22 protein-coding genes are annotated in these 20825 nt (G+C 67.1%); 16 read left to right on the top strand and 6 right to left on the bottom strand.

Annotation, left to right across the window (positions count from 1 at the left end; genetic code table 11):
* Nucleotides 1-285 precede the first annotated feature (285 nt).
* On the bottom strand, nucleotides 286-906 hold the full coding sequence (locus FJU31_RS04490; protein ID WP_108768382.1) for a glutathione S-transferase family protein: 621 nt from the start codon (nucleotides 904-906) through the stop codon (nucleotides 286-288).
* Between the two features lie 81 nt (nucleotides 907-987).
* Between FJU31_RS04490 and FJU31_RS04485 the strand changes: the two genes are divergently transcribed.
* The 7 genes from FJU31_RS04485 to FJU31_RS04455 all read left to right on the top strand — a co-directional run bounded on the left by FJU31_RS04485 (nucleotide 988) and on the right by FJU31_RS04455 (nucleotide 7037).
* Entirely contained in the window at nucleotides 988-1956 is a 969-nt protein-coding gene (locus FJU31_RS04485) for a helix-turn-helix transcriptional regulator (RefSeq protein WP_150453659.1), read from the top strand.
* A gap of 46 nt (nucleotides 1957-2002) precedes the next feature.
* A complete protein-coding gene (locus FJU31_RS04480; protein ID WP_150453658.1) occupies nucleotides 2003-2935 on the top strand; it encodes a lytic transglycosylase domain-containing protein in 933 nt (310 codons plus the stop codon).
* A 157-nt stretch (nucleotides 2936-3092) separates the two neighbouring features.
* Entirely contained in the window at nucleotides 3093-3713 is a 621-nt protein-coding gene (gene petA, locus FJU31_RS04475; protein ID WP_004151998.1) for a ubiquinol-cytochrome c reductase iron-sulfur subunit, read from the top strand.
* The gene (locus tag FJU31_RS04470; protein WP_150453657.1) at nucleotides 3713-4972 is read left to right on the top strand and encodes a cytochrome b; all 1260 of its coding nucleotides are present in this window, start codon (nucleotides 3713-3715) and stop codon (nucleotides 4970-4972) included. Before petA ends, FJU31_RS04470 begins: the two co-directional genes overlap by 1 nt.
* Nucleotides 4965-5714, top strand: a complete 750-nt coding sequence (locus FJU31_RS04465) for a cytochrome c1 (RefSeq protein WP_150453656.1) — start codon at nucleotides 4965-4967, stop codon at nucleotides 5712-5714. The genes FJU31_RS04470 and FJU31_RS04465 overlap by 8 nt, the downstream gene beginning before the upstream one ends.
* 134 nt (nucleotides 5715-5848) lie before the next feature.
* Nucleotides 5849-6484 carry a glutathione S-transferase N-terminal domain-containing protein gene (locus FJU31_RS04460; RefSeq protein WP_150453655.1) on the top strand — a complete coding sequence of 212 codons (636 nt, stop codon included), beginning with the start codon at nucleotides 5849-5851 and terminating at the stop codon, nucleotides 6482-6484.
* Nucleotides 6485-6569: 85 nt separating this feature from the next.
* Nucleotides 6570-7037 (top strand): ClpXP protease specificity-enhancing factor, encoded by a 468-nt coding sequence (locus FJU31_RS04455; RefSeq protein ID WP_150453654.1) that lies wholly within the window; start codon nucleotides 6570-6572, stop codon nucleotides 7035-7037.
* Between the two features lie 91 nt (nucleotides 7038-7128).
* Here the strand turns inward: FJU31_RS04455 and FJU31_RS04450 are convergent, their stop codons facing one another.
* The 4 genes from FJU31_RS04450 to FJU31_RS04435 all read right to left on the bottom strand — a co-directional run bounded on the left by FJU31_RS04450 (nucleotide 7129) and on the right by FJU31_RS04435 (nucleotide 9770).
* Entirely contained in the window at nucleotides 7129-7479 is a 351-nt protein-coding gene (locus FJU31_RS04450; protein ID WP_150453653.1) for a DUF3301 domain-containing protein, read from the bottom strand.
* A 68-nt stretch (nucleotides 7480-7547) separates the two neighbouring features.
* Nucleotides 7548-8486 (bottom strand): DUF2272 domain-containing protein, encoded by a 939-nt coding sequence (locus FJU31_RS04445; protein WP_150453652.1) that lies wholly within the window; start codon nucleotides 8484-8486, stop codon nucleotides 7548-7550.
* Between the two features lie 163 nt (nucleotides 8487-8649).
* Nucleotides 8650-9504 carry a carboxylating nicotinate-nucleotide diphosphorylase gene (gene nadC, locus FJU31_RS04440; protein WP_150453651.1) on the bottom strand — a complete coding sequence of 285 codons (855 nt, stop codon included), beginning with the start codon at nucleotides 9502-9504 and terminating at the stop codon, nucleotides 8650-8652.
* Entirely contained in the window at nucleotides 9501-9770 is a 270-nt protein-coding gene (locus FJU31_RS04435) for a Trm112 family protein (protein WP_150453650.1), read from the bottom strand. The genes nadC and FJU31_RS04435 overlap by 4 nt, the downstream gene beginning before the upstream one ends.
* Before the next feature lie 58 nt (nucleotides 9771-9828).
* On the opposite strand from FJU31_RS04435, the gene purE reads away from it, so the two are divergent.
* Nucleotides 9829-10332 carry a 5-(carboxyamino)imidazole ribonucleotide mutase gene (gene purE, locus FJU31_RS04430; protein WP_150453649.1) on the top strand — a complete coding sequence of 168 codons (504 nt, stop codon included), beginning with the start codon at nucleotides 9829-9831 and terminating at the stop codon, nucleotides 10330-10332.
* The gene (locus tag FJU31_RS04425) at nucleotides 10329-11477 is read left to right on the top strand and encodes a 5-(carboxyamino)imidazole ribonucleotide synthase (RefSeq protein WP_150453648.1); all 1149 of its coding nucleotides are present in this window, start codon (nucleotides 10329-10331) and stop codon (nucleotides 11475-11477) included. Before purE ends, FJU31_RS04425 begins: the two co-directional genes overlap by 4 nt.
* Nucleotides 11478-11583: 106 nt before the next feature.
* On the opposite strand, the gene FJU31_RS04420 is transcribed toward FJU31_RS04425, so the two are convergent.
* Nucleotides 11584-12162, bottom strand: a complete 579-nt coding sequence (locus FJU31_RS04420; protein WP_150453647.1) for a superoxide dismutase — start codon at nucleotides 12160-12162, stop codon at nucleotides 11584-11586.
* 119 nt (nucleotides 12163-12281) lie between these two features.
* On the opposite strand from FJU31_RS04420, the gene grxD reads away from it, so the two are divergent.
* From grxD to FJU31_RS04385, 7 genes are all read left to right on the top strand, one after another.
* Nucleotides 12282-12602: a Grx4 family monothiol glutaredoxin gene (grxD, locus tag FJU31_RS04415; RefSeq protein WP_150453646.1), complete on the top strand. Its 321-nt coding sequence runs from the start codon at nucleotides 12282-12284 to the stop codon at nucleotides 12600-12602.
* Nucleotides 12599-13375, top strand: a complete 777-nt coding sequence (locus FJU31_RS04410; RefSeq protein ID WP_150453645.1) for an SDR family NAD(P)-dependent oxidoreductase — start codon at nucleotides 12599-12601, stop codon at nucleotides 13373-13375. The genes grxD and FJU31_RS04410 overlap by 4 nt, the downstream gene beginning before the upstream one ends.
* 229 nt (nucleotides 13376-13604) lie before the next feature.
* The gene (locus FJU31_RS04405; protein ID WP_246161213.1) at nucleotides 13605-16811 is read left to right on the top strand and encodes a TonB-dependent receptor; all 3207 of its coding nucleotides are present in this window, start codon (nucleotides 13605-13607) and stop codon (nucleotides 16809-16811) included.
* A gap of 250 nt (nucleotides 16812-17061) precedes the next feature.
* Nucleotides 17062-18450: a nucleotide 5'-monophosphate nucleosidase PpnN gene (gene ppnN / locus FJU31_RS04400; RefSeq protein ID WP_150453644.1), complete on the top strand. Its 1389-nt coding sequence runs from the start codon at nucleotides 17062-17064 to the stop codon at nucleotides 18448-18450.
* 195 nt (nucleotides 18451-18645) lie between these two features.
* Nucleotides 18646-19164: a GspH/FimT family pseudopilin gene (locus tag FJU31_RS04395; RefSeq protein ID WP_150453643.1), complete on the top strand. Its 519-nt coding sequence runs from the start codon at nucleotides 18646-18648 to the stop codon at nucleotides 19162-19164.
* 26 nt (nucleotides 19165-19190) lie between these two features.
* Nucleotides 19191-19631 carry a type IV pilus modification protein PilV gene (gene pilV, locus FJU31_RS04390; RefSeq protein ID WP_150453642.1) on the top strand — a complete coding sequence of 147 codons (441 nt, stop codon included), beginning with the start codon at nucleotides 19191-19193 and terminating at the stop codon, nucleotides 19629-19631.
* Entirely contained in the window at nucleotides 19628-20824 is a 1197-nt protein-coding gene (locus tag FJU31_RS04385) for a PilW family protein (protein WP_246161212.1), read from the top strand. The genes pilV and FJU31_RS04385 overlap by 4 nt, the downstream gene beginning before the upstream one ends.
* The last annotated feature ends 1 nt before the right edge of the window (nucleotide 20825 follow it).

The following is a 20825-nucleotide window of genomic DNA, read 5'->3' as shown; positions in this document are numbered from 1 at the left end:
CTACCCGCATCCCACTCTGCCCGCCGCGCTGCGCGCTCGCGGGGCATGGCCCCGCGCTACCCGCATCCCACTCTGCCCGCCGCGCTGCGCGCTCGCGGGGCATGGCCCCGCGCTACCCGCATCCCACGCCGCCCGCCGCGCTGCGCGCTCGCGGGGCATGGCCCCGCGCTATCCGCATCCCACGCCGCCCGCCGCGCTGCGCGCTCGCGGGGCGTGGCCCCGCGCTACCCGCATCCCACGCCGCCCGCCGCGCCGCTGTAGAGCCGAGCCCACGCTCGGCTGCTCTTACGCCGCCACCAGCTCCGCGTCGATCTGCCGCGAGCGGTCGAACGCGGCCAGCGTGCCCATCCGGTCGATGTAGGCCGCGGTGGCCGGGGCCGGCTGCACCAGCCCGAACTCGCGCATCCAGCCCAGCGCATTGCCCCACAGGATGTCCGCCGCGCTCAGGGCCTCGCCCAGCAGGTACGGACCCTGCGCCAGCTGCGCTTCGATCACCTGCAGCACGGTCTCGGCATCGTTGTAGGGCGACATCATCCGCGGCGGCGGCTCGCGGTGCAGGGCCTTGTCGGTCATCGCCGGCTCGAAGCAGGCGCCGTAGAAGGCCATCCAGCGCAGGTAGGGGCCGCGCTGCGCATCGCCGATCGGCGGCGCCAGCCCGGCTTCCGGGTACAGGTCGGCCAGGTACAGGTAGATGGCCACCTGTTCGGTCACCAGCGCGCCGTTGTGGATGATCGCCGGCACCTTGCCCATCGGGTTGATGGCCAGGTAGGCCGGGGCCAGGTTGGCGCCGGCCTTCAGGTCGAGCACCTGCAGCCGGTAGTCGGCGCCGAGTGCCTCGAGCAGGGCGACGGCACCGCTCGAGCGTGAACGGGCGGCGTGGTAGAGGGTGATCTGGCGTGCAGACATGGCAGGGCTCCGTGCGGTGGGTGGTGAAGCGGGACGCCATGCTGGGGCACAATCGCGGACGACTTCTGTCCTCGATTCCTCATGCGCCATACCGCCCATCGACTGCTGCGCCTGATCTCGCTTCTGCAGGCCCGCCGGCACTGGTCCGGCGCCGAGCTGGCCGAGCGCATGGGCGTGGACCGGCGCAGCATCCGCCGCGACATCGAACGCCTGCGCGAGCTCGGCTACCCGGTGCAGGCCTCGGCCGGGGTAGGTGGCGGCTACCGGCTCGGTACCGGCGCGCCGGTGCTGCCGATGCTGCTGGACGAGGAGGAGGCGACCACCCTGGCCATTGCCCTGCGGGCCGCCTCGGCCACCCTGTCCGGCATCGACGAGACCGCCCGCGGCCTGCTGTCCAAGCTCGACCCGCTGGTGCCGACCCGGCGTCGGCAGCAGGCCGGCGAGGTGCATGCGGCCACCGCCACCCTGTCCGACCTGCCGGCCACCGATGCGCGCCTGCTCGGCCGCCTGGCCCAGCACTGCCGGCAGGCCGCACGGCTGTCCTTTGACTACCGCAGCGCGCAGGACGTGCTGACCCAGCGCCAGGTCGAGGCCCAGCACCTGGTCAACTACGGCCGTCGCTGGTACCTGCTGGCTTGGGATCTGGTCCGCGAGGACTGGCGCACCCTGCGCGTGGACCGGATGGGCGCGGTGCAGCTGCAGCCCGGGCCCGGCCTGCACCGGCGCACCCCGGCGCCGCCCGACGTGATGGTGCGGCAGGCCGTCAGCCAGGCGCCTTTTACCCTGCAGGCCACCCTGCGCCTGGCCGGCAGCCTGGCCGAGCTGGAGGGTCGCATTCCGCCCTGGTGCGGAGTGCTGGAGCCCGAGGGCCCCGACCATTGCCTGCTGCGCATGGGCGCGGAGAGCTGCGGCATGATGCTGGCTCAGATCCTCAGCCTGGACCGGCTGCCACTGGCCCTGTGGACCTCGCCGCCGGAACTGTGCGACGAACTGGCACAGCGCCTGGCTGGGCTGGGCCAGCTGCTGGCTGTGCCGGCGGTCGCGGACTGAGCGGGGCGGCTTGGCAAGGCAGGGCGAAGCTGGGACACTCGCCGCCATGAAGGGGATACTGGGGACAACGGCGATCATCATCGCTGCGCTGACCGCTGCGCCGGCCAGCGCCGGCACCCTGTTCAAGTGCCAGGGTGCCGACGGCGTCACCAGTTATGTCAGCAAACGCGTGCCCGGCGCGCGCTGCAGCAGCATCAGTTACAGCCGCGATACCCGCCGTCCCGCCACGCCGCGCGCCGTACCGGCCGCTGCGCCGGTGCAGGCCGCCAGCACCACTCCCACCGCCACCCAGGTGGCCAGCGCCGAGCGCAACCCGGTGGCCGTGGCCGCCAGTGCCGCCAGCCCGGCCGTCGCCGCCACCCCTGCAGCCAAGCCGGCGACCACGCCGCGCGGCGGCCGCATGGTCAGCGGCCAGGTCTATTCGTACATGCAGGATGGCGTGCGCCACTACACCAGTGCGCGCCCGACCCAGGTCGCCAACCTCGGCCCGGTGCGCACCATCCGCTACAGTTTCATGGAGCGCTGCTACGCCTGCGGGGTCAACCCGCGCGTCGACTTCGGCAGCGTGCGCCTCAACACCACCTCGTTCCAGACCGAGATCGCCTCGGCCGCGCGTGAGTTCGGCGTGGAAGAAGCGATCGTGCGCGCGATCATCCATGCCGAGTCGGCCTACAACCCGACCGCGCTCAGCCGCGCCGGCGCGCAGGGCCTGATGCAGCTGATGCCACCGACCGCCGCACGCTTCGGGGTCAGCGATTCCTACGACGCCAGCCAGAACATCCGTGGCGGCGTGCAGTATCTTGCGTGGTTGCTGAAGCGCTTCAATGGCGATCTGACCTTGGCCGCAGCGGGCTACAACGCCGGCGAAGGCGCGGTCGACCGCCACGGTGGCGTCCCGCCGTACAGTGAAACCCAGTACTACGTGCGCCGCGTCGGCCAGCTGGCCGACCGCTACCGCACGGAATTGAGCAAGCAGTAGGTGCCGACTGTCAGTCGGCACGCCTTCAAAAGATTGTTGCAATGCGTTGTGTGGCGCGCGACGGTTCCGCTACACTCGCCCATGATTCAATGCGGCTCTGGCCCCCACCGGATCCGCTGGCAGCCTTAAAGCTACCTAATCAATATCGGAGTGCCGGATGGCCAACGATGGGGTACACGATCCAGTCAACACCGGACGTCGGCGTTTTCTTTCTGCCACCACAGCCGTGGTGGGCGCCGTCGGCGTCGGATTCACCGCAGTTCCTTTCATCAAATCCTGGAACCCCAGTGCCCGCGCCAAGCTTGCCGGCGCACCGGTGGTGGCCGACATCAGCGCCCTGCAGGAAGGCCAACGCCTGATCGTGGAATGGCGTGGCCAGCCGATCTGGATCGTCAAACGGTCCAAGGCGATCCTCGATGCGCTGCATGGGCTGGATGGCCGTCTCAAGGATCCCGAGTCCGGCGAGAAGGACCAGCAGCCGGACTACGTGCTCAAGCAGAACCCCGAGCTGCGTTCGATCAAGCCGGACATCTCCGTGCTGGTCGGCCTGTGCACGCACCTGGGCTGTTCGCCTGAAATGGTCGCCGAGATCCGGCCCGAGCCCTACGACCCACAGTGGAAGGGCGGCTACTTCTGCCCCTGCCACAAGTCGCGCTTCGACATGTCCGGCCGCGTCTTCAAGGACGTGCCGGCGCCGATCAACCTGAAGGTGCCCGCGCACCATTACCAGGACGACAACACCATCATCATCGGTGTCGATCCGCAGGGGGCAGCCTGATGGCCAATATCCTCGCCCGTACCGCCAGCGGCGTGGCCGACTGGGTCAACGCCCGCGCGCCGGGGCTGATGCCGGTCTACCGCAAGCATGTCAGCGAGTACTACGCGCCGAAGAACTTCAACATCTGGTACTACTTCGGTTCCCTGGCGCTGCTGGTGCTGGTCAACCAGATCGTCACCGGCATCTTCCTGACGATGCACTACAAGACCAACGCCGCCGAGGCGTTCGGTTCCATCGAATACATCATGCGGGACGTGGAGTGGGGCTGGCTCATCCGCTACATGCACTCCACCGGGGCCTCGCTGTTCTTCATCGTGGTCTACCTGCACATGTTCCGCGGGCTGCTTTACGGCAGTTACCAGAAACCGCGCGAGCTGGTGTGGATCCTCGGCATGCTGATCTACCTGGTGCTGATGGCCGAAGCCTTCATGGGTTACGTGCTGCCGTGGGGCCAGATGTCGTTCTGGGGCGCGAAGGTCATCATCTCGCTGTTCGGTGCCATACCGGTCATCGGCAACGGCCTGACCGAGTGGATCATGGGCGACTACCTGCCCAGTGACGCCACGCTCAACCGCTTCTTCGCGCTGCACGTCATCGCCCTGCCGCTGGTGCTGCTGCTGCTGGTGGTGCTGCACCTGGGCGCGCTGCACGAAGTGGGCTCCAACAACCCCGACGGCGTTGAGATCAAGAAGGGGCCCAAGGGCAACCGCTGGTCGCCGAACGCACCGGCCGACGGCATTCCCTTCCATCCGTACTACACGCTCAAGGATGGCGTCGGCGCCGGCTTCCTGCTGATCATCGCCGCCTTCATCATCTTCTTCGCACCGGCCTTCGGTGGCCTGTTCCTGGAACACGACAACTTCACCGAGGCCAACCGCTTGGTGACGCCCGAGCACATCAAGCCGGTCTGGTACTACACGCCGTACTACGCGATGTTGCGCGTGGTGCCCAACAAGCTGGGCGGCGTGCTGGTGATGTTCTCGGCCATCGCGATCCTGTTCCTGGTGCCGTGGCTGGACCGTGCGAAGGTCAAGTCCTACCGCTACCGCGGCGTGTTCTCGAAGGTGCTGCTGGGCGTGTTCGCCGTGTGCTTCGTCTGGCTGGGCGTGATCGGCTCCGGCCCCGGTACCGATGCGCATGAAACCTACGTCGGGCGGGTGCTGACCTTCCTGTACTTCGCGTTCTTCATCACCATGCCGGTATGGACAAGGTTGGACAGGACCAAGCCGGTACCGGAGAGGGTGACCACCCATGACTGATCGCTGGATGGTCCGGCTGGCCCTGACGGCCACCCTGATGCTGGGCAGTTTCCTGGCCTCCGCCGCCGAAGGTGGCACCAAGCTGCTGCAGGCCGGCAACGACCTCGGTGACCGCGCATCGCTGCAGCGCGGCGCGCAGCTGTACATGAACTACTGTTCCGGCTGCCACGCGCTGAAGTACCTGCGCTATTCGCGCCTGGCGCAGGACCTGGGCCTGAGCGAGGAAGAGGTAATGGCCAACCTCAACTTCACCGGCTCGGCGATCGGCGACCCGATCCCGGTGGCGATGCCCAAGGAACAGTCGGAAAAGTGGTTCGGCAAGATGCCGCCGGACCTCAGCCTGATCTCGCGGGTGCGCGGCAGCGACTGGGTCTACACCTATCTCAAGTCGTTCTACCTGGACAGCAGCCGGCCGCTGGGCTGGAACAACGCCCTGTTCGCCAACGCATCCATGCCCAATCCGCTGTGGGAGATGCAGGGCCTGCAGCACGCGGTGCATGGCAAGGCCGAGGCGCCGGGCATGGATCCGCCGGTCACCGGACTACGCCTGGAAACGCCGGGCAACGTTGATGCCGGGCAGTACGACCAGGCCGTGAGGGATATCACCAACTTCCTTGAGTACGCCGGTGAACCGGCCGCCCTGAAACGCCAGCAGCTGGGCGTGTGGGTGATCCTGTTCCTGGCCCTGCTGACCTTCCTGCTGTACCTGCTGAAGAAGGAATACTGGAAGGACGTGCACTGATTCTGCTGCCAGCACGACGCAAAGCCTATTGGCTTTTGTGATGCTCGGTTGCACACTCGGGGAGGAGTCGACCGCCAGCACGGTGCTGGCGGCGCCGATGCGGCAGGCGGTCTCCTGTCGTGGGAGAGCCTTTGATGGCGGCGAGCGTACGCATGCGCAATACACTGACGCTGTTTTCCTCGAACGATGATGTCCTGTGCCACCGGGTCCGCCTGGTCCTGGCGGCCAAAGGGGTCAGCTATGACGCTGTTCCTGTCGACCCGCAGAACCCGCCTGAAGATCTGATCGACCTCAATCCCTACCACTCGGTGCCGACCCTGGTCGAGCGCGAGCTGGTGCTGTACGCCGCCTCGGTGGTCAGCGAGTACCTCGACGAGCGCTACCCGCATCCGCCGCTGATGCCGGTCGATCCGCTTTCGCGTGCGCGCATCCGCCTGGCCATGCTGCGCATCGAACACGACTGGGTGCCGCAGGTGCAGGCCATCCAGCTGGGCAACAAGACCCAGGCCGAAGCCGGCCGCAAAAGGCTGAAGGAACTGCTGACCGCCTCGCTGCCGCTGTTCAAGGCCAGCAAGTTCTTCCTCAACCCGGAAATGAGCCTGGCTGACTGCGCGATGGCGCCGATCATCTGGCGCCTGCAGTCGCTGGACGTACCGCTGCCCAAGGATGGCAAGGCCATCGAGGATTACGGCAACCGCATCTTCCGTCACCCCGGTTTCGTCCGCAGCCTGACCGACCAGGAAAAGAAGCTGCGCGACCTGCCGGGCTGAGTCCGGCGGGCGCATTCCGTCTGCATGCCTACCGGCGTGCAGGCGATCCACCCCGGCAGGGGCGTCGGGCGCGTACACTTCACGCATGACCGACGACTTCTTCCACATGACCAGCCACCGCCCGTACCTGCTGCGGGCGCTGGTGGAATGGATCAACGACAACCAGCTGACCCCGCACATCCTGGTCGACGCCGGCGTTCCCGGCGTCCAGGTTCCGCCTGCGGCGGTGAACGATGGCCGCGTGGTGCTCAACATCGCCGAGCGCGCCGTGGTGCAGCTGATGATCAACAACGAGATGGTGAGCTTCTCGGCCCGCTTCTCAGGTACCAGCTATCCGGTGCAGGTGCCGATCAGTGCGGTGCTGGCCGTGTACGCGCGCGAGACCGGGCAGGGCATGGCGCTGCCGGACGATATCCCGGGCACCGAACCGGCACCGACCAGCGACGAGCTGCTGCACGAAGGCGAGACCCCGTCGGATGACACGCCGCCGGACGACCGGCCGCCGACCACGCCGCCGCCGAAGGGCCGCCCGACGCTGCGCGTTGTCAAATAACGGGTAGGTGCCGACCGTTGGTCGGCACTCCATCAAGCAACCGGTGGGTGCCGACCGTTGGTCGGCACGCTTCTGCCCGGCGCTACCGGGTTCAGACGTCCTCTGCGTCTTCCACATCCGCGCGGATCTGGCTGATCCGCGCCGCACCCGGGCCGGTGAACGACACCAGCTGGTCGCCGCGCAGCACCATGCGGCCGACGTGGCGATCGATGCCGTCGTAGGAATACTCGAACTTGAAGGTGCGCTCGAAGCCGAGCCGCCCATCCTCGCCGCGTGACAGGCGCATGCCGGTGGCGTGCACTGCCTGGTCCAGCCACTGCACGTCGGCGGCGCGGCAGGCATTGCGGCCGAGTTCGATGGCACGCTCGGCGGCCGAGCGCGCGGCATTCCAGAAGAAGTAGACGATGCCGCCGGCAATCAGCAGAAACAACAGGGTAGGCATGGCATCACGCGTGCAGGGTCGATCCCGCAAAGATGGCGGCGAACGCGCAGCGGATCAAGCCACCCCGCTCATTGTCCGTCCGCAGGTGGTGCCACCGGGGGCGGTGCCACCCGCGATGCTGGGGCCGTCAGTTGCAGCAGTGCCGCCCAGTCCTGCCGGTTGAAACTGCATTCGTCCTCGCGGCCGGGCGTGCAGCTGGGGTCGATGCCGGTGTTGCTGCGATCGCGTGCGGGCGGCAGCTGGATCAGGCCGGTGCGGTCCAGCTGCAGCAGGCGCATGGCCACGGTGTTCATCACGTTGCCGCCCACCAGGTACAGGGTCTGGTCCCCGCCGAGGTTGGCCGCCACCACGACTTCGCAATGCGATTTCCAGTGGCCGACCGAGCCGTTGCCCAGCGCCTTCACCAGCCCGCTGTAGCTCAGCGTGCTGCTGCGGTCGCGCAGGAAGCACAGCAGGTCGCCCGGTGCCGGCTTGGCCGTGGCCGGATCCACCAGCCGGTACGGCACGCCGGAAGGCCCCGCCTGGTAGGCGGCGCGGATGTAGTCGATATGCCGCGGCGAAGTGGTGAAGCTCGGCACGCCTGCGCGGGTCATCACCCAGGAAATGAACGCGGCCGACCACGGGTTGTCGACCAGGAACGCGCGGCAGTCGTTGTCGGTGTAGCGCGTGCCCTGCGGCGCCAGGCAGCTGCTGGCGCCGGGAATGCTGCCCATCGCATTGAGCGTGCCGCTGTCGCGCCAGTAGCTGGCCACGCGCTGCCAGGCGATCAGGCCGTTGTCGGCCAGGTTCTCGTTCTCCGCTTCGGTGACGCTGAGGCTGGCCGCGCGCCCCTCGCGGTCGATGAAGGGGCGGTACCAGAGCCGGTGTTCGTTGCAGGCGGCATTGCGGATGGAGATCGCCAGCGGACTGAGTCCGAAGCGGGGTGGCACGTCGCAGGCTTCGGCGGCGGCGGCTGACAGCGGCGCGGCGGCCAGCAGCAGGCAGGCAGGCAACAACATCCGGCGCATGCGCGGCTCCTGTGGGGGATGGCCGCAGCGTCGCAGTGCCGTCGTGAACGCAGGGTGGAACTGGCACGTCCGCCGGGCATGGCCCGGCGCTACCCGATTAATGATGGTGGCGGTAGCGCCGGGCCATGCCCGGCGAGCGAAGCGGTGGCACCCGGATTCACCCTCAGCCCGGCGGCGGCCCCAGCTTCAGCGACAGGTCAATGGCCTGCACGTGCTTGGTCAGGCCGCCGATGGAAATGCAGTCCACGCCGTCCTCGGCAATCGCCCGCAATCCCTCCAGGCCGACACTGCCGGAGACTTCCAGCGGAATGCGCCCAGCGGTAATGCGCACGGCCTCGCGGCGCAGTGCGGCATCGAAGTCGTCCAGCAGGATGCGCTCGCAGCCGGCATCCAGCGCCTGCTGCAGCTGGCCCAGGTCTTCCACCTCCACCACCAGCGGCAACGACGGCCATTGCTGGCGCGCGGCAGCCACGGCAGCGGGCAGCGAGCCGGCGGCGCGGATGTGGTTTTCCTTCAGCATCACCGTGTCGTACAGGCCGAAGCGGTGGTTGTCACCGCCGCCGCAGCGCACCGCGTACTTCTGCGCCAGGCGCAGGCCGGGCAGGGTCTTGCGGGTATCGAGGATGCGCGTGCCGGTGCCGGCCACGGCGGCCACGTAGCGGGCGGTGGTGGTGGCGGTGCCGGACAGGGTCTGCAGGAAATTCAGCGAGGTGCGCTCGGCGCTGACCAGGCTGCGGCTGCGCCCGTGCAGCAGGGCCAGCACGGTGCCGGCGGCGACGCAGTCGCCCTCGGCCACGCGCCATTCGATGCGGACGTCCGGGTCGAGCGCCCGATGGGTGGCGTCGAACCAGGGGCGGCCGGCGATCACCGCATCGTCCTGCTTGCACAGCAGGTAGGCGCTGTCGGCCTGGTCGGGCAGCAGGGCGGCGGTGACGTCACCGCTGCCCAGGTCCTCGGCCAACGCGCGGGCGACATCGGCCGCGACGAGGGCCGCATCCGGCGTCGGCAGGGCGGTCATGCGGCGGGGAAGTCGACGATCTGCGCGGTCGGGATGGCCTCTTCGGCCAGCAGCACCGGAATGCCGTCGTCGACCCGGAACACCTGCTTGCGGTCGCGGGTGACCAGCGCTTCGCGCAGCGGCTGGGCCAGCGGGTTGCCATCGGCCTTGCTCACCGAGCCGGCGGAAATGGCCTTGTTGAGGGCTTCCAGGCCCTTGCCATCCAGCAGGGACAGGGGCTGGCGGGTGTCCGGCGACACCAGCAGGTCAAGCAGCTTGCGATCCATGGTTCTTCGTCTTGCGTGGAAGACGGCTAGAATACGTCTTTAAGGCAGGTGACGGCCAATGACCCCCAACCCGATCGCGCCGCTTGTCGGCATTGTCATGGGTTCCCGCTCCGACTGGGAAACCATGCAGCACGCCGCCCAGAAGCTTGAAGCCCTGGGTGTTCCGTTCGAAGTGAAGGTGGTCTCCGCCCACCGCACCCCGGACGTATTGTTCAGCTACGCAGAAGAGGCGGGCCCGCGCGGCCTGCGCGCGATCATTGCCGGTGCCGGCGGGGCCGCGCACCTGCCGGGCATGATCGCCGCCAAGACCGCCGTGCCGGTGCTGGGCGTGCCGGTGCAGTCCAAGGCCCTCAACGGCATGGATTCGCTGCTGTCGATCGTGCAGATGCCGGCCGGCATTCCGGTCGCCACCTTCGCCATCGGCAATGCCGGTGCATCCAACGCGGCGCTGTTTGCCGCGGCGATGCTGGCCAGCGACCAGCCGGCCATCGGCGAGGCGCTGGGGGCCTTCCGCACCCGCCAGACCGAAGATGTCATGGCCCACGACGATCCGCGCCAATGAGCCTGACCGTCGGCATCCTGGGCGGCGGACAGCTCGCCCGCATGATGGTCCTGGCCGGTGCGCCGCTGGGGCTGCGCTTCGAGCTGTACGATCCGGCGGCCGACGCCTGCAGCGGCCCGCTGGCGCCGCTCACCGTGGCCGCGTTCGATGATCGCAAGGCCCTGGCCGAGTTTGCCGCCAAGGTCGACGTGGTGACCTTCGATTTCGAGAACGTGCCGGCCGACAGTGCGCAGTGGCTCGCCGACCAGGTGCCGGTCTACCCGCCGCCGTCGGCGCTGGCCGTCGCGCAGGACCGGCTGAGCGAAAAGACCCTGTTCCAGCAGCTGGGCATTCCGCTGCCGGCCTTCGCCGATATCCGCAGCCGGGACGAGCTGGCCGCCAAGGCCACCGAATTCGGCCTGCCGTGCATCCTCAAGACTCGTCGCCTGGGTTATGACGGCAAGGGCCAGTTCCGCCTGCGCAGCGAGGCCGACATCGACGCCGCATGGGACGCACTTGGCGCCCAGGTCGAGCGCACCGGCCTGATCCTGGAAGGCTTCGTCGCCTTCCAGCGCGAAGTGAGTGTGGTCGCCGTGCGCGGCCGTGATGGCAGCTTCCGGGCGTGGCCGGTCACCGGCAACTGGCATGTCGATGGCGTGCTGTCGGCCAGCGTGGCCCCGGCCGTGCTGGCCGATGCCGAGCATGAAGCGGCGATTGGTTACGCGCGCCGCGTGGCCGAGCACCTGGGCTACGTGGGTGTGTTCGCGCTGGAGCTGTTCTGCCGCGATGGCGAGTTGCTGGCCAACGAGATGGCACCGCGCGTGCACAACTCCGGTCACTGGACCATCGAGGGCAGCGAGACCTCGCAGTTCGAGAACCACCTGCGCGCCGTGCTGGGCCTGCCGCTGGGCAGTACCCGCATGCTCGGCCATGCCTGCATGCTGAACTGGCTGGGCGCGATGCCCGATCCGGCGCCGGTGCTGGGCCAGGCCAGTGGCCATTGGCATGACTATGGCAAGCAGCCGCGCGACGGCCGCAAGGTCGGCCACGCCACGCTGCGTGACGATGATGCCGATGCGCTGGCCGATGCACTGCTGCAGGTCGGCCTGGAGCTGGACCGCCAGGACCAGGTGGCGCCAGCGGTGCACGCGCTGCGCAACCGCTGATCGCCGGTAGTGCCGGCCGCTGGCCGTCAATGCCCACCAAGGTGGGATCTACCAGAGCATCGCGAAGCCGGTAGCGCCGGGCCATGCCCGGCGGATGCCAGCCCCCTCAGCGCAGCTGGCTCTCGGCGAATTCCCAGTTGACCAGCTGCCAGAACCCTTCCAGATAGCGCGCGCGCTCATTCTGGTAGTCGGTGTAATACGCGTGTTCCCACACATCGCAGCACAGCAGCGGGGTGCTGTCGCCAGTCAGCGGCGTGCCCGCGTTGCGGGTGGCCTGGATGCCGAGCTGGCCGCCGGGATGCTGCACCAGCCAGACCCAGCCCGAGCCGAACAGCCCCAGCGCGGCGCGGTTGAACTCCTCGCGCAGGCGCTGGCCATCGCCGAACTGGCGCTTGATGAGCTCACCCAGCCGGCCCTGCGGCTCGCCGCCGCCCCGCGGGCGCAGGCACTGCCAGTAGAAACCATGGTTCCAGGCCTGGGCGGCCGCATCGAACAGCGTGCCTTGGGCCTGGCGGACAATCTCCTCCAGCGGCGCTTCTTCCCATTCGGTGCCGACAATGGCGGCATTGACCGCATCCACGTAGGCGCGATGATGGCGGCCGTGGTGCAGTTCCACGCTCTGCGCGGACAGGTGCGGCTGCAGGGAGCCGGAAAGGTAGGGCAGGGCAGGGAATTCGACGGGCATGGACAGGTTCGTGGCCAGGGGACGGCGGCAGCCGGTTCCATCGGCTTACAATGGCGGCTACCGTGGGCAGTCTAGCCGACCACTGCGGTCGGTTTGTCCGGCGAAGCAAGGAGTGAGGTGTGGCGGTAATGCAGCAAATCCAGGCCGAGGTGGATCGTTACCCGCTCGTGCTGTTCATGAAGGGCACCCCGCAATACCCGATGTGCGGCTTTTCCAGCCGTGCCGTGCAGGCGTTGATGGCCGCCGGTGCCGTCGCCCTGCGTACGGTCAACGTGCTGGAGGAGCCGGAGATCCGCGCCAACCTGCCGCGCTTCTCCAACCTGCCGACGTTCCCGCAGCTGTTCATCAACGGGGAGCTGATCGGCGGCTGTGACATCGTCATGGAGCTGTTCGAAGCCGGCGAGCTCAAGCGCATTGTCGAAGAGGCCAGCCAGGGATGAGTGCCTGGCCATCGACGTCGGCGACCGCTGCGGCGCTCGATGGCCGTCCCTTGCAGGATCGCGTGGTCCTCATCGCCGGTGCCGGTGGCGGGCTGGGCAGTGCCGCGGCCGTTGCGGCCGCCGAAGCCGGGGCCACCGTGGTGCTGATGGGCCGCAAGCCGCGGCGGCTGGACCGGGTCTATGCCCAGGTGCAGGCCGTGGGCCCGGAGCCCCTGTTGTATCCGCTGGATCTGGAAGGTGCCGGCCCCGACGACTATGCCGAACTGGCCCAGGCCCTGCAGCGTGAGCTGGGGCGGCTGGATGGCCTGCTGGTCTGTGCCGCGCATTTCCCCGGCCTGACCCCCTTCGAGCTGGCCGACCCGGCCAGTTTTGCCCGCGCCGTGCACGTCACCCTGACCGCGCCCGCGTGGCTCGCCCAGGCCTGCCTGCCGCTGCTGAAGCAGCGCGAAGATGCGGCGATGGTGTTCGCTGTCGATGCCCCGGAAAGGGTGGGGCAGGCCTACTGGGGCGGATATGGGGTGGCCCAGCACGGGCTGCGTGGGCTGATCGCCAGCCTGCACGATGAATTGGGCCGTACTCCCGTCCGGGTCAGTGGCCTGTATCCGGGCCCGCTTCGCACCGCACTGCGCGCCCGCGCCTATTCAGTTGACCAGGATCCTGCTGCCCAAGGCCCGGAAAAGGCCGCCGCTGCGTCCGTAGCGCTGCTTTCGACGGCTGGCGTCCCGTGGCGCGGGCAGGTACTTGACGCGAGTTACACTGCCGCCGCCGGTTAACTGGACGATAAGACGGAATGAAGGTTCCGTCACGATCGGGTTGCGATCCCGTGCCGTTTGTCGCACAACCGTCACATTGCAGGCGTAGCGTGTTAATCTAGTGTTAACCGTTGCGGCAGCTGCCGTTCACGGTAGGGAACCCCAGATAAATATCCAGTCAGCCGCCCGCAAGGCTGGTTGGATGCGCTTTTTTTCCGCCATCGCCAACTCGCATCGAGGCTACCGAAAAATGACCCACCCACTCCGGATGTCCAAGCTTACCCTTGGTCTCGTGGCTGCACTTGCCGCCGCCCCCGCCTTCGCCCAGAGCACCTCTGCCGGTGTCGGCGGCCAGGTGATCTCCCGCGCGGGCCAGCCCGTCGCCGGCGCTGAAGTCACCATCACCCACACCGAGTCGGGCACCGTTTCGCGTGCCACCACCGATGCGGCCGGTCGCTACAACGCCCGCGGCCTGCGCGTGGGTGGTCCGTACTCGATCACCATCACCAAGCCGGGTGAAGGCACCAAGACCGAAGATGGCGTCTACCTGGGCGTGAACCAGACCGGCACCATCAACGCCACCCTGGCGGGTGATCTGGCAGCTGCCACTAATCTGGACACCGTGCAGGTCACCGCCGTCGGCGGTGGCTCGGAAGTGTTCAGCGCCACCAAGATGGGCTCGGGCACCAACCTCAGCCAGCAGCAGATCGAAGTTGCGCCGTCCGTCGGCGGCAACATCCAGGATCTGATGCGCCTTGACCCGCGCGTGACCTTCATCGACCGCGCTTCGGGCTCGATCTCGGCCGGTGGCCAGAACCCGCGCTTCAACTCGATCAACATCGACGGCGTCTCGGCCAGCGACACCTTCGGCCTGGAAGGCAACAACATGCCGACCCGCCGTCAGCCGGTCGCGATGGAAGCCATCGAAGCGCTGGACATCAACCTGTCCAACTACGACGTCAGCATCGCTGCCGCCGCCGGTGCCACCGTCAACGCGGTGACCAAGTCCGGTACCAACGAATTCCACGGTTCGGTCTACGGCACCTACCGTGATGGCGACTGGTTCGGCGACAACCCGGAAGGCCAGCCGTTCAAGGGCTTCACCAAGGAAAAGACCTACGGCATGACCCTGGGTGGTCCGCTGGTCAAGGACAAGCTGTTCTTCTTCGCCAACTACGAGAAGTTCGAGCAGGCCGCGCCGGGCGCTGACCTGAGCGGCACCGCGCTGGGCAAGGCCAACCCGCAGTTCACCCTGGCCGACGTGACCCGCGCGCAGCAGATCGCCCAGGGCTACGGTATCAACGCCGGTGGCCTGGAAAGCAATGGCGACACCGAGATGGAAGAGTACGCGCTGAAGCTCGATTGGAACATCAGCGACAATCACCGCGCCAACTTCCGTTACAGCAAGATCGACCAGAGCAAGCTGCGCATCAACGGCATGAGCACCAGCTCGGCTTCACTGAGCTCGTACTGGTACCAGCACGACAAGACCAATGAGAGCTACGTCGCGCAGCTGTTCAGCGACTGGACCGACAACTTCTCGACCGAGTTGAAGGCCTCGTACCGCGAGTACTCGGCGATCCGCAACGTGTCCACCGACGCGCCGAGCATCCGCATCTATTTCCAGGGTACCCAGGCCGCGCCGACTGGTGACTCGCTGTACCTCGGTACCGAAGTCAACTCGCAGAACAATATCCTGCAGACCAAGGCGTGGAACTATTACGCGGCCGGCACCTGGACCCTGGGTGACCACGACGTCAAGTTCGGTGCGTCGTACGATACCAACGACATCTACAACTACTTCGGCGCCAGCTCCTGGGGTGCTTACACCTTCTACGGTCTGGACAACTTCGCCAACGGTATCTGGAGCACCTACAACTACAACCCGGAACGGACCCCGGGCTCGATTCCGGCTGACTACAAGTACAGCAACCTGGCCCTGTTCGTGCAGGACACCTGGTACGTCAACAGCAACCTGACCCTGACCATGGGCGTGCGTGCGGACCGTGCCGACACCAGCCCGGCCCCGGCCTACAACGCTGCGGCGTCGGCCTTCTTCGGTAACGACAACAGCAAGGTCCTGAGCAACAAGTTCCTGGTCCAGCCGCGCTTCGGCTTCAACTACACCTTCGACAGCGAGCGCCCGACCCAGCTGCGCGGTGGCGTGGGCCTGTTCCAGGGTGATGCCCCGCAGGTGTGGCTGAGCAACAGCTACTCGGCGACCGGCTTCAACAATTCGGTCTATACCAACAACGCCTACAACCCGGCGCTGCCGTTCAACCCGAACAAGGACAGCCAGCCAGTCCCGACCACCGCGGGTTCGAACCGTCAGAACGTCAACTTCGTCGGCAGCGACTTCAACATGCCGTCGGTCTACAAGGCCAACCTGGCCTTCGACCACGAGCTGCCGTGGAATGGCATCGTGGCCTCGGCTGAACTGCTGGTCACCAAGGTCAAGGACGCGCTGTACTACAGGAACCTGAACCTGGGCCCGGTGCAGCAGTTGGGTCCGGACGGTCGTGAGCTGTACTACGCCGTCTCCCGCAATGGCAACGCCTGGTCGAACAACGATGCACGTGTCCGGCGCAATCAGGCCTACGACGCTGTGTACGAAATCGCCAACACCGACAAGGGTCGCACCTCGCAGTTCACCGTGTCGCTGAGCAAGCCGTGGTCGGATGCCAGTGACTGGTCCTGGAACCTCGGCTACACCTACACCGACGCCACTGAGGTGGGTTCGCTGACCAGCTCCACCGCCAGCTCGGGCTGGGGCTACCAGTACGCCTTCAACGCCAACAGCGAAACCGAGAACACCTCGCGCTACCAGATCCGTGACCGCGTGTCGGGCGCGCTGAACTGGAAGCACAAGTTCTTCGGCGACTACGAAACCAAGGTGGGCCTGGTGTACGAAGGCCGCAGCGGCCGTCCGTACAGCTACGTCTACGTGAACGACGCCAACGGTGACGGCCGTTCCGCGAACGACCTGTTCTACGTGCCCAATCCGGGCGAAGTGCTGTTCGGCAACCTGGTGGGCAATACCTTTACTCCGGATGCGGCGATGGAGAAGTCGTTCTACGAATGGCTGGCCAACAACCCGCAGCTGGCGAAGTACGCAGGCGGCTACGCTCCGGCCAACCAGTTCCGTACCGGCTGGATCAACACCTTCGATATCCGTATCAGCCAGCAGCTGCCGGGCTTCATGAAGGGCCACAAGTCGGAAGTGTGGCTCGACATCCAGAACGTCGGCAACATGCTGAACAAGAAGTGGGGCAACATCTACGACTACGGCTTCTTTGCTGATGCCCGCGTCGCCAGCCTGCAGGGCATCAAGGACGGCAAATACGTTTACAACTTCCGCGGCGCGGATGAGCCGACGGTGGCCAACAACGACGCAGACGGCTTCGACGTCGGTGTCTCGCAGTGGTCGCTGCAGCTGGGCTTCCGCTACCAGTTCTGATGAACTGACGTAGCTGCTGCACACGGAAACGGCCGGGGAAACCCGGCCGTTTTCGTTCAGGCGAAAGTCCTTGCGGGCGTGCGGGCGGGGGCGTAGCATCGCTCCTCGTGCGCGGCGCACTACGCCGCCTGGCGGTCCCGGAACGGCGGACGCGGGCAGCACCTATCCAACGGTCGGGTTTCCCGGCCGTTTTGCTTTTTAAGGGGGCGGCAGTACAGTCGGAAACCTTGAAGGAAGCGAAAAGTTGGATATGACGACGAACGAAAAGGCAGCCCGCGCGCTGCCGGTGCAGGATGCGCGGATCTACCCGCGCGGTGGGCTGGATGTGCTGTCGCGGGCCGAGGTCGCGCGCCTGCGCGATGCCTCCGGTGGCGGCATGCACGAGCTGCTGCGCCGCTGCGCGCTGGCGGTGCTGACCAGTGGCAGTGCCTCGGACGATCCGCGCGCGGCGCGTGATCTCTACCCCGATTTCGACATCCAGGTGGCGCAGCAGGATCGCGGCGTGCGCATCGACCTGGTCAACGCCCCGGCGATGGCCTTCGTCGACGGCGAGATCATCCGCGGCGTGGCCGAGCTGCTGTTCGCGGTGGTCCGCGACCTGGCCTACATGGCCATCGAGATGGGCCCGGCCTACGCCGCCGAGCTGGAATCCTCGGAAGGCATCACCAACGCGGTGTTCGGCCTGCTGCGCAACGCGCGCATCCTCAACCCGGGCGACCCGAACCTGGTGGTCTGCTGGGGCGGCCACTCGATCGGCCGCGACGAGTACCTGTACACCAAGCAGGTCGGCTACGAGCTGGGCCTGCGCGGCCTGGACATCTGCACCGGCTGCGGCCCGGGCGCGATGAAGGGCCCGATGAAGGGCGCCACGATCGCCCATGCCAAGCAGCGCAAGACGGTCACCCGCTACATCGGCCTGACCGAGCCGGGCATCATCGCCGCAGAGTCGCCGAATCCGATCGTCAACCACCTGGTCATCATGCCGGACATCGAGAAGCGCCTTGAGGCGTTCGTCCGCATCGGCCACGGCATCATCGTGTTCGCCGGCGGCGTCGGCACGGCCGAAGAGATCCTGTACCTGCTCGGCATCCTGCTGCGCGAGGAGAACAAGGACCTGCCGTTCCCGCTGATCCTGACCGGCCCGACCGTGGCTGCGCCGTATTTCGAGCAGATCGACCGCTTCATCCGCCTGACCCTGGGCGATGCCGCGGCCGAGCGCTACGAGATCATCATCGGTGACCCGGTGGCGGTGGCCCGCAGGATGGCCAGTGGCATCAAGCAGGTGCGCGAGCATCGCCTGGCGCAGAAGGATTCGTTCTTCTTCAACTGGTCCATCGAGATACCGTGGGAGTACCAGCAGCCGTTCGTGCCGACCCACGAGGCGATGGCCGCGCTGGACCTGCACCACGGCCGCGCCCCGCATGCGCTGGCGGCCGACCTGCGGCGGGCGTTCTCCGGCATCGTGGCCGGCAACGTGAAGGAAGATGGCATGCGCCGCATCGAGGAGTTCGGGCCGTTCCAGATCCACGGCGACGCCGACATGATGCAGGCCCTGGACGCGCTGCTGCGCGCCTTCGTCGAACAGCGCCGGATGAAGATCTCCGGCGAATACCAGCCCTGCTACCAGGTGCTGGCCTGACCAGCCGGGGCGGCCTGCCAGGCCGCCCGGGGTCGGGCCCCCGAAGGGGCTCCGACCCCTTCCGGGGCTGCCGGAAGGGCAGGGCGTGTCAACGCTTTGACGCCCGTCCCCCCGTTCTGACCGTTCATCCTGCCGCCGCTTGCCGGCGGCAACCGGGTGCGCCATCGTGGCCACCAACACGCTGGGGAGCGTTTCATGTCACTGCGCCGGTCCAAGGGCTTCACGCTGGTCGAGTTGATGATCACGATTGCCGTGCTGGCAATCCTGACCGCCATTGCCTATCCCAGTTTCCAGAGCACCATCCGCTCCAACCGGATGGCCACCACGGCCAATGAACTGATGGGCGCGCTTGCGCTGGCCCGTTCCGAGGCCATCCGCGGCACCCATGGCGGCGCGGTCTGTGCATCCAAGGACGGCACGGCCTGTGACGGGGCGACGTGGGCCGACGGCTGGATGGTCTGGAACGACAGCAACGGCAACGGAAGCTACGACAAGGACGAGCCGGTGCTCCGCTACGCCGACGCGCGACGGCAGATGCAGGGCGCATCGGGCGAGTCGTTGAGCATCGCCTTTGATCAGCGCGGCCGCAGTCGTGCCGCCGCTGTCAGCAACATCACCCTGCGCCCTGCCGACTGCGGCGGTCAGCCGTTGCAGCGGCGGATGATCGTCTCGCTTACCGGACAGGTCCGGCTGCAGAAGGAAGCATGCAAGTGAAGCCCAGATCGTCCCGTCGATTCAACATGCGCCCCGGCGCAGAGCAGGGCTTTACCCTGATCGAAGTGCTGATCGCGATCTTGGTGCTGGGCTTCGGACTGCTCGGGTTCGCGCTGCTGCAGACGATGAACGTGCGTTACGTTCAGAGCGCGAACTTCCGTACCCAGGCAACCAACCTGAGCTACGAGCTGCTCGACCAGATCCGTGCCAACCGGGTTGGCGCGGCCTACTACCTGGGCGACTACACCGCGACCACCAGCAACTGCTCGCCGCCGACCGGCACGAAGATCTCCAAGGATACCTACATGGCCGACTGGCGCTGCCGCATGGGCAAGGGCCTCGGCGATGGTGCCACGGCGAAGGTCACCCGCAACGGGACGCTGTACACCGTGCAGGTGACCTGGGGCGATGACCGGTGGAAGGCCGACGCCGCTGACACCACTTTCAGTGCGAGTACCCGACTGTGAAGAACACCTATCATCGTCGTGATGCTGCACGCGGCCTGTCGCTGATCGAACTGATGATCTCGATGGTGATCGGCCTGATCATCATGCTGGCCGTCGTGCAGGTATTTGCCGCATCGCGCGAGGCGTATCGCCTTTCTGAAGGGCTGGCGCGTGTGCAGGAAAACAGCCGTTTTGCCATGGACACCCTGCAGCGGGAGATCCGCATGGCCGGCCATTTCGGCTGCGTGAACGACCAGGCGCAGACCTCGCCGACGCGGATTTCCCTGCGCTCCACGCTGGATGGCGCCGCGAACCCGGTGCTGGACTTCAACCGTTCCATCCAGGGTTACGAGGCCAACAACACCGGGCCGGGCGAGACGCTGACCATCGCGGCGACGCCGTCGACCGGTGGTACCGACTACACGCCTGCGTTGCCGAAGGCCATTGCCGATGCGTTGACCAACCGGGTCAACGGCAGCGACATCGTTGCGCTGCGCTACCTGATGCCCGATGGCGTGCCGGTGACCTCGGTCGGCGGTGACGTCACTCGACCGGTCTTCAATTTCGATGCGTCACGCCTTTCCGTCTTGCGTAGCGGCATGACCAACCCGGGCCTGTATGGCGTGGCGGACTGCACGTCGGCCACGGTGTTCCAGGCCCGCGCCGTCAACAGCGGTACCGCCAGCATCACCTTCGACACCGTCAAGCTCAACGGCTCGCGCACCTTCTTGCAGGGGTACACGGTGGGCCAGGCCAACCTGTATCGGGCGGAGAGTGCGGTCTATTACATCGGATATGACGCCGATACGAAGCAGAGTTCGCTGTACCGGGTGCGCTTCAGTGCGACGCCGAACGGCGATCTTGCCGCAGGTGCGCCGGAGCCGCTGGTGGAGGGCGTTGACAACATGCAGCTGTTGTATGGCCAGGACCGCAGCCTGGATCCTGCGTCGCCGTCGGGTTACATCGACAGCCAGGGCACGGCGACGACGGTGGACGGTTCGGTGTCCGGCGATGCGCAGTTGGCCTGGCGCCGTGTCGGCGCGGTACAGATCGGCCTGTTGATGTCCAGCCCGGACCCCGCGTCCGCGCGCAAGGCCGATGGCGCCGCTGCGCTGGTCGGCATGGGCGTGACCTTTACCCCTCCCGATGACAGGCGCATGCGTGCGGTCTACCAGACCACCGTTGCCCTGCGAAACCGCCTTTACGGCAATTGAG

Source organism: Stenotrophomonas cyclobalanopsidis (assembly GCF_008710035.1).
Lineage (GTDB): Bacteria > Pseudomonadota > Gammaproteobacteria > Xanthomonadales > Xanthomonadaceae > Stenotrophomonas > Stenotrophomonas cyclobalanopsidis.
This window is presented reverse-complemented; position numbering and strand designations above follow the sequence as displayed.

Excerpts from the sequence above, each read along its gene's own strand:
- petA (WP_004151998.1), top strand. The coding sequence starts at position 3,093 with ATGGCCAACGATGGGGTACACGATCCAGTCAACACCGGACGTCGGCGT.
- FJU31_RS04410 (WP_150453645.1), top strand. The coding sequence starts at position 12,599 with ATGAGTGCCTGGCCATCGACGTCGGCGACCGCTGCGGCGCTCGATGGC.
- FJU31_RS04470 (WP_150453657.1), top strand. The coding sequence starts at position 3,713 with ATGGCCAATATCCTCGCCCGTACCGCCAGCGGCGTGGCCGACTGGGTC.
- FJU31_RS04420 (WP_150453647.1), bottom strand. The coding sequence starts at position 12,162 with ATGCCCGTCGAATTCCCTGCCCTGCCCTACCTTTCCGGCTCCCTGCAG.
- FJU31_RS04460 (WP_150453655.1), top strand. The coding sequence starts at position 5,849 with ATGGCGGCGAGCGTACGCATGCGCAATACACTGACGCTGTTTTCCTCG.
- FJU31_RS04480 (WP_150453658.1), top strand. The coding sequence starts at position 2,003 with ATGAAGGGGATACTGGGGACAACGGCGATCATCATCGCTGCGCTGACC.
- FJU31_RS04465 (WP_150453656.1), top strand. The coding sequence starts at position 4,965 with ATGACTGATCGCTGGATGGTCCGGCTGGCCCTGACGGCCACCCTGATG.
- FJU31_RS04450 (WP_150453653.1), bottom strand. The coding sequence starts at position 7,479 with ATGCCTACCCTGTTGTTTCTGCTGATTGCCGGCGGCATCGTCTACTTC.
- FJU31_RS04395 (WP_150453643.1), top strand. The coding sequence starts at position 18,646 with ATGTCACTGCGCCGGTCCAAGGGCTTCACGCTGGTCGAGTTGATGATC.
- FJU31_RS04490 (WP_108768382.1), bottom strand. The coding sequence starts at position 906 with ATGTCTGCACGCCAGATCACCCTCTACCACGCCGCCCGTTCACGCTCG.
- FJU31_RS04425 (WP_150453648.1), top strand. The coding sequence starts at position 10,329 with ATGAGCCTGACCGTCGGCATCCTGGGCGGCGGACAGCTCGCCCGCATG.
- FJU31_RS04485 (WP_150453659.1), top strand. The coding sequence starts at position 988 with ATGCGCCATACCGCCCATCGACTGCTGCGCCTGATCTCGCTTCTGCAG.
- pilV (WP_150453642.1), top strand. The coding sequence starts at position 19,191 with ATGCGCCCCGGCGCAGAGCAGGGCTTTACCCTGATCGAAGTGCTGATC.
- FJU31_RS04435 (WP_150453650.1), bottom strand. The coding sequence starts at position 9,770 with ATGGATCGCAAGCTGCTTGACCTGCTGGTGTCGCCGGACACCCGCCAG.
- FJU31_RS04445 (WP_150453652.1), bottom strand. The coding sequence starts at position 8,486 with ATGCGCCGGATGTTGTTGCCTGCCTGCCTGCTGCTGGCCGCCGCGCCG.
- FJU31_RS04455 (WP_150453654.1), top strand. The coding sequence starts at position 6,570 with ATGACCGACGACTTCTTCCACATGACCAGCCACCGCCCGTACCTGCTG.
- nadC (WP_150453651.1), bottom strand. The coding sequence starts at position 9,504 with ATGACCGCCCTGCCGACGCCGGATGCGGCCCTCGTCGCGGCCGATGTC.
- ppnN (WP_150453644.1), top strand. The coding sequence starts at position 17,062 with ATGACGACGAACGAAAAGGCAGCCCGCGCGCTGCCGGTGCAGGATGCG.
- FJU31_RS04405 (WP_246161213.1), top strand. The coding sequence starts at position 13,605 with ATGACCCACCCACTCCGGATGTCCAAGCTTACCCTTGGTCTCGTGGCT.
- purE (WP_150453649.1), top strand. The coding sequence starts at position 9,829 with ATGACCCCCAACCCGATCGCGCCGCTTGTCGGCATTGTCATGGGTTCC.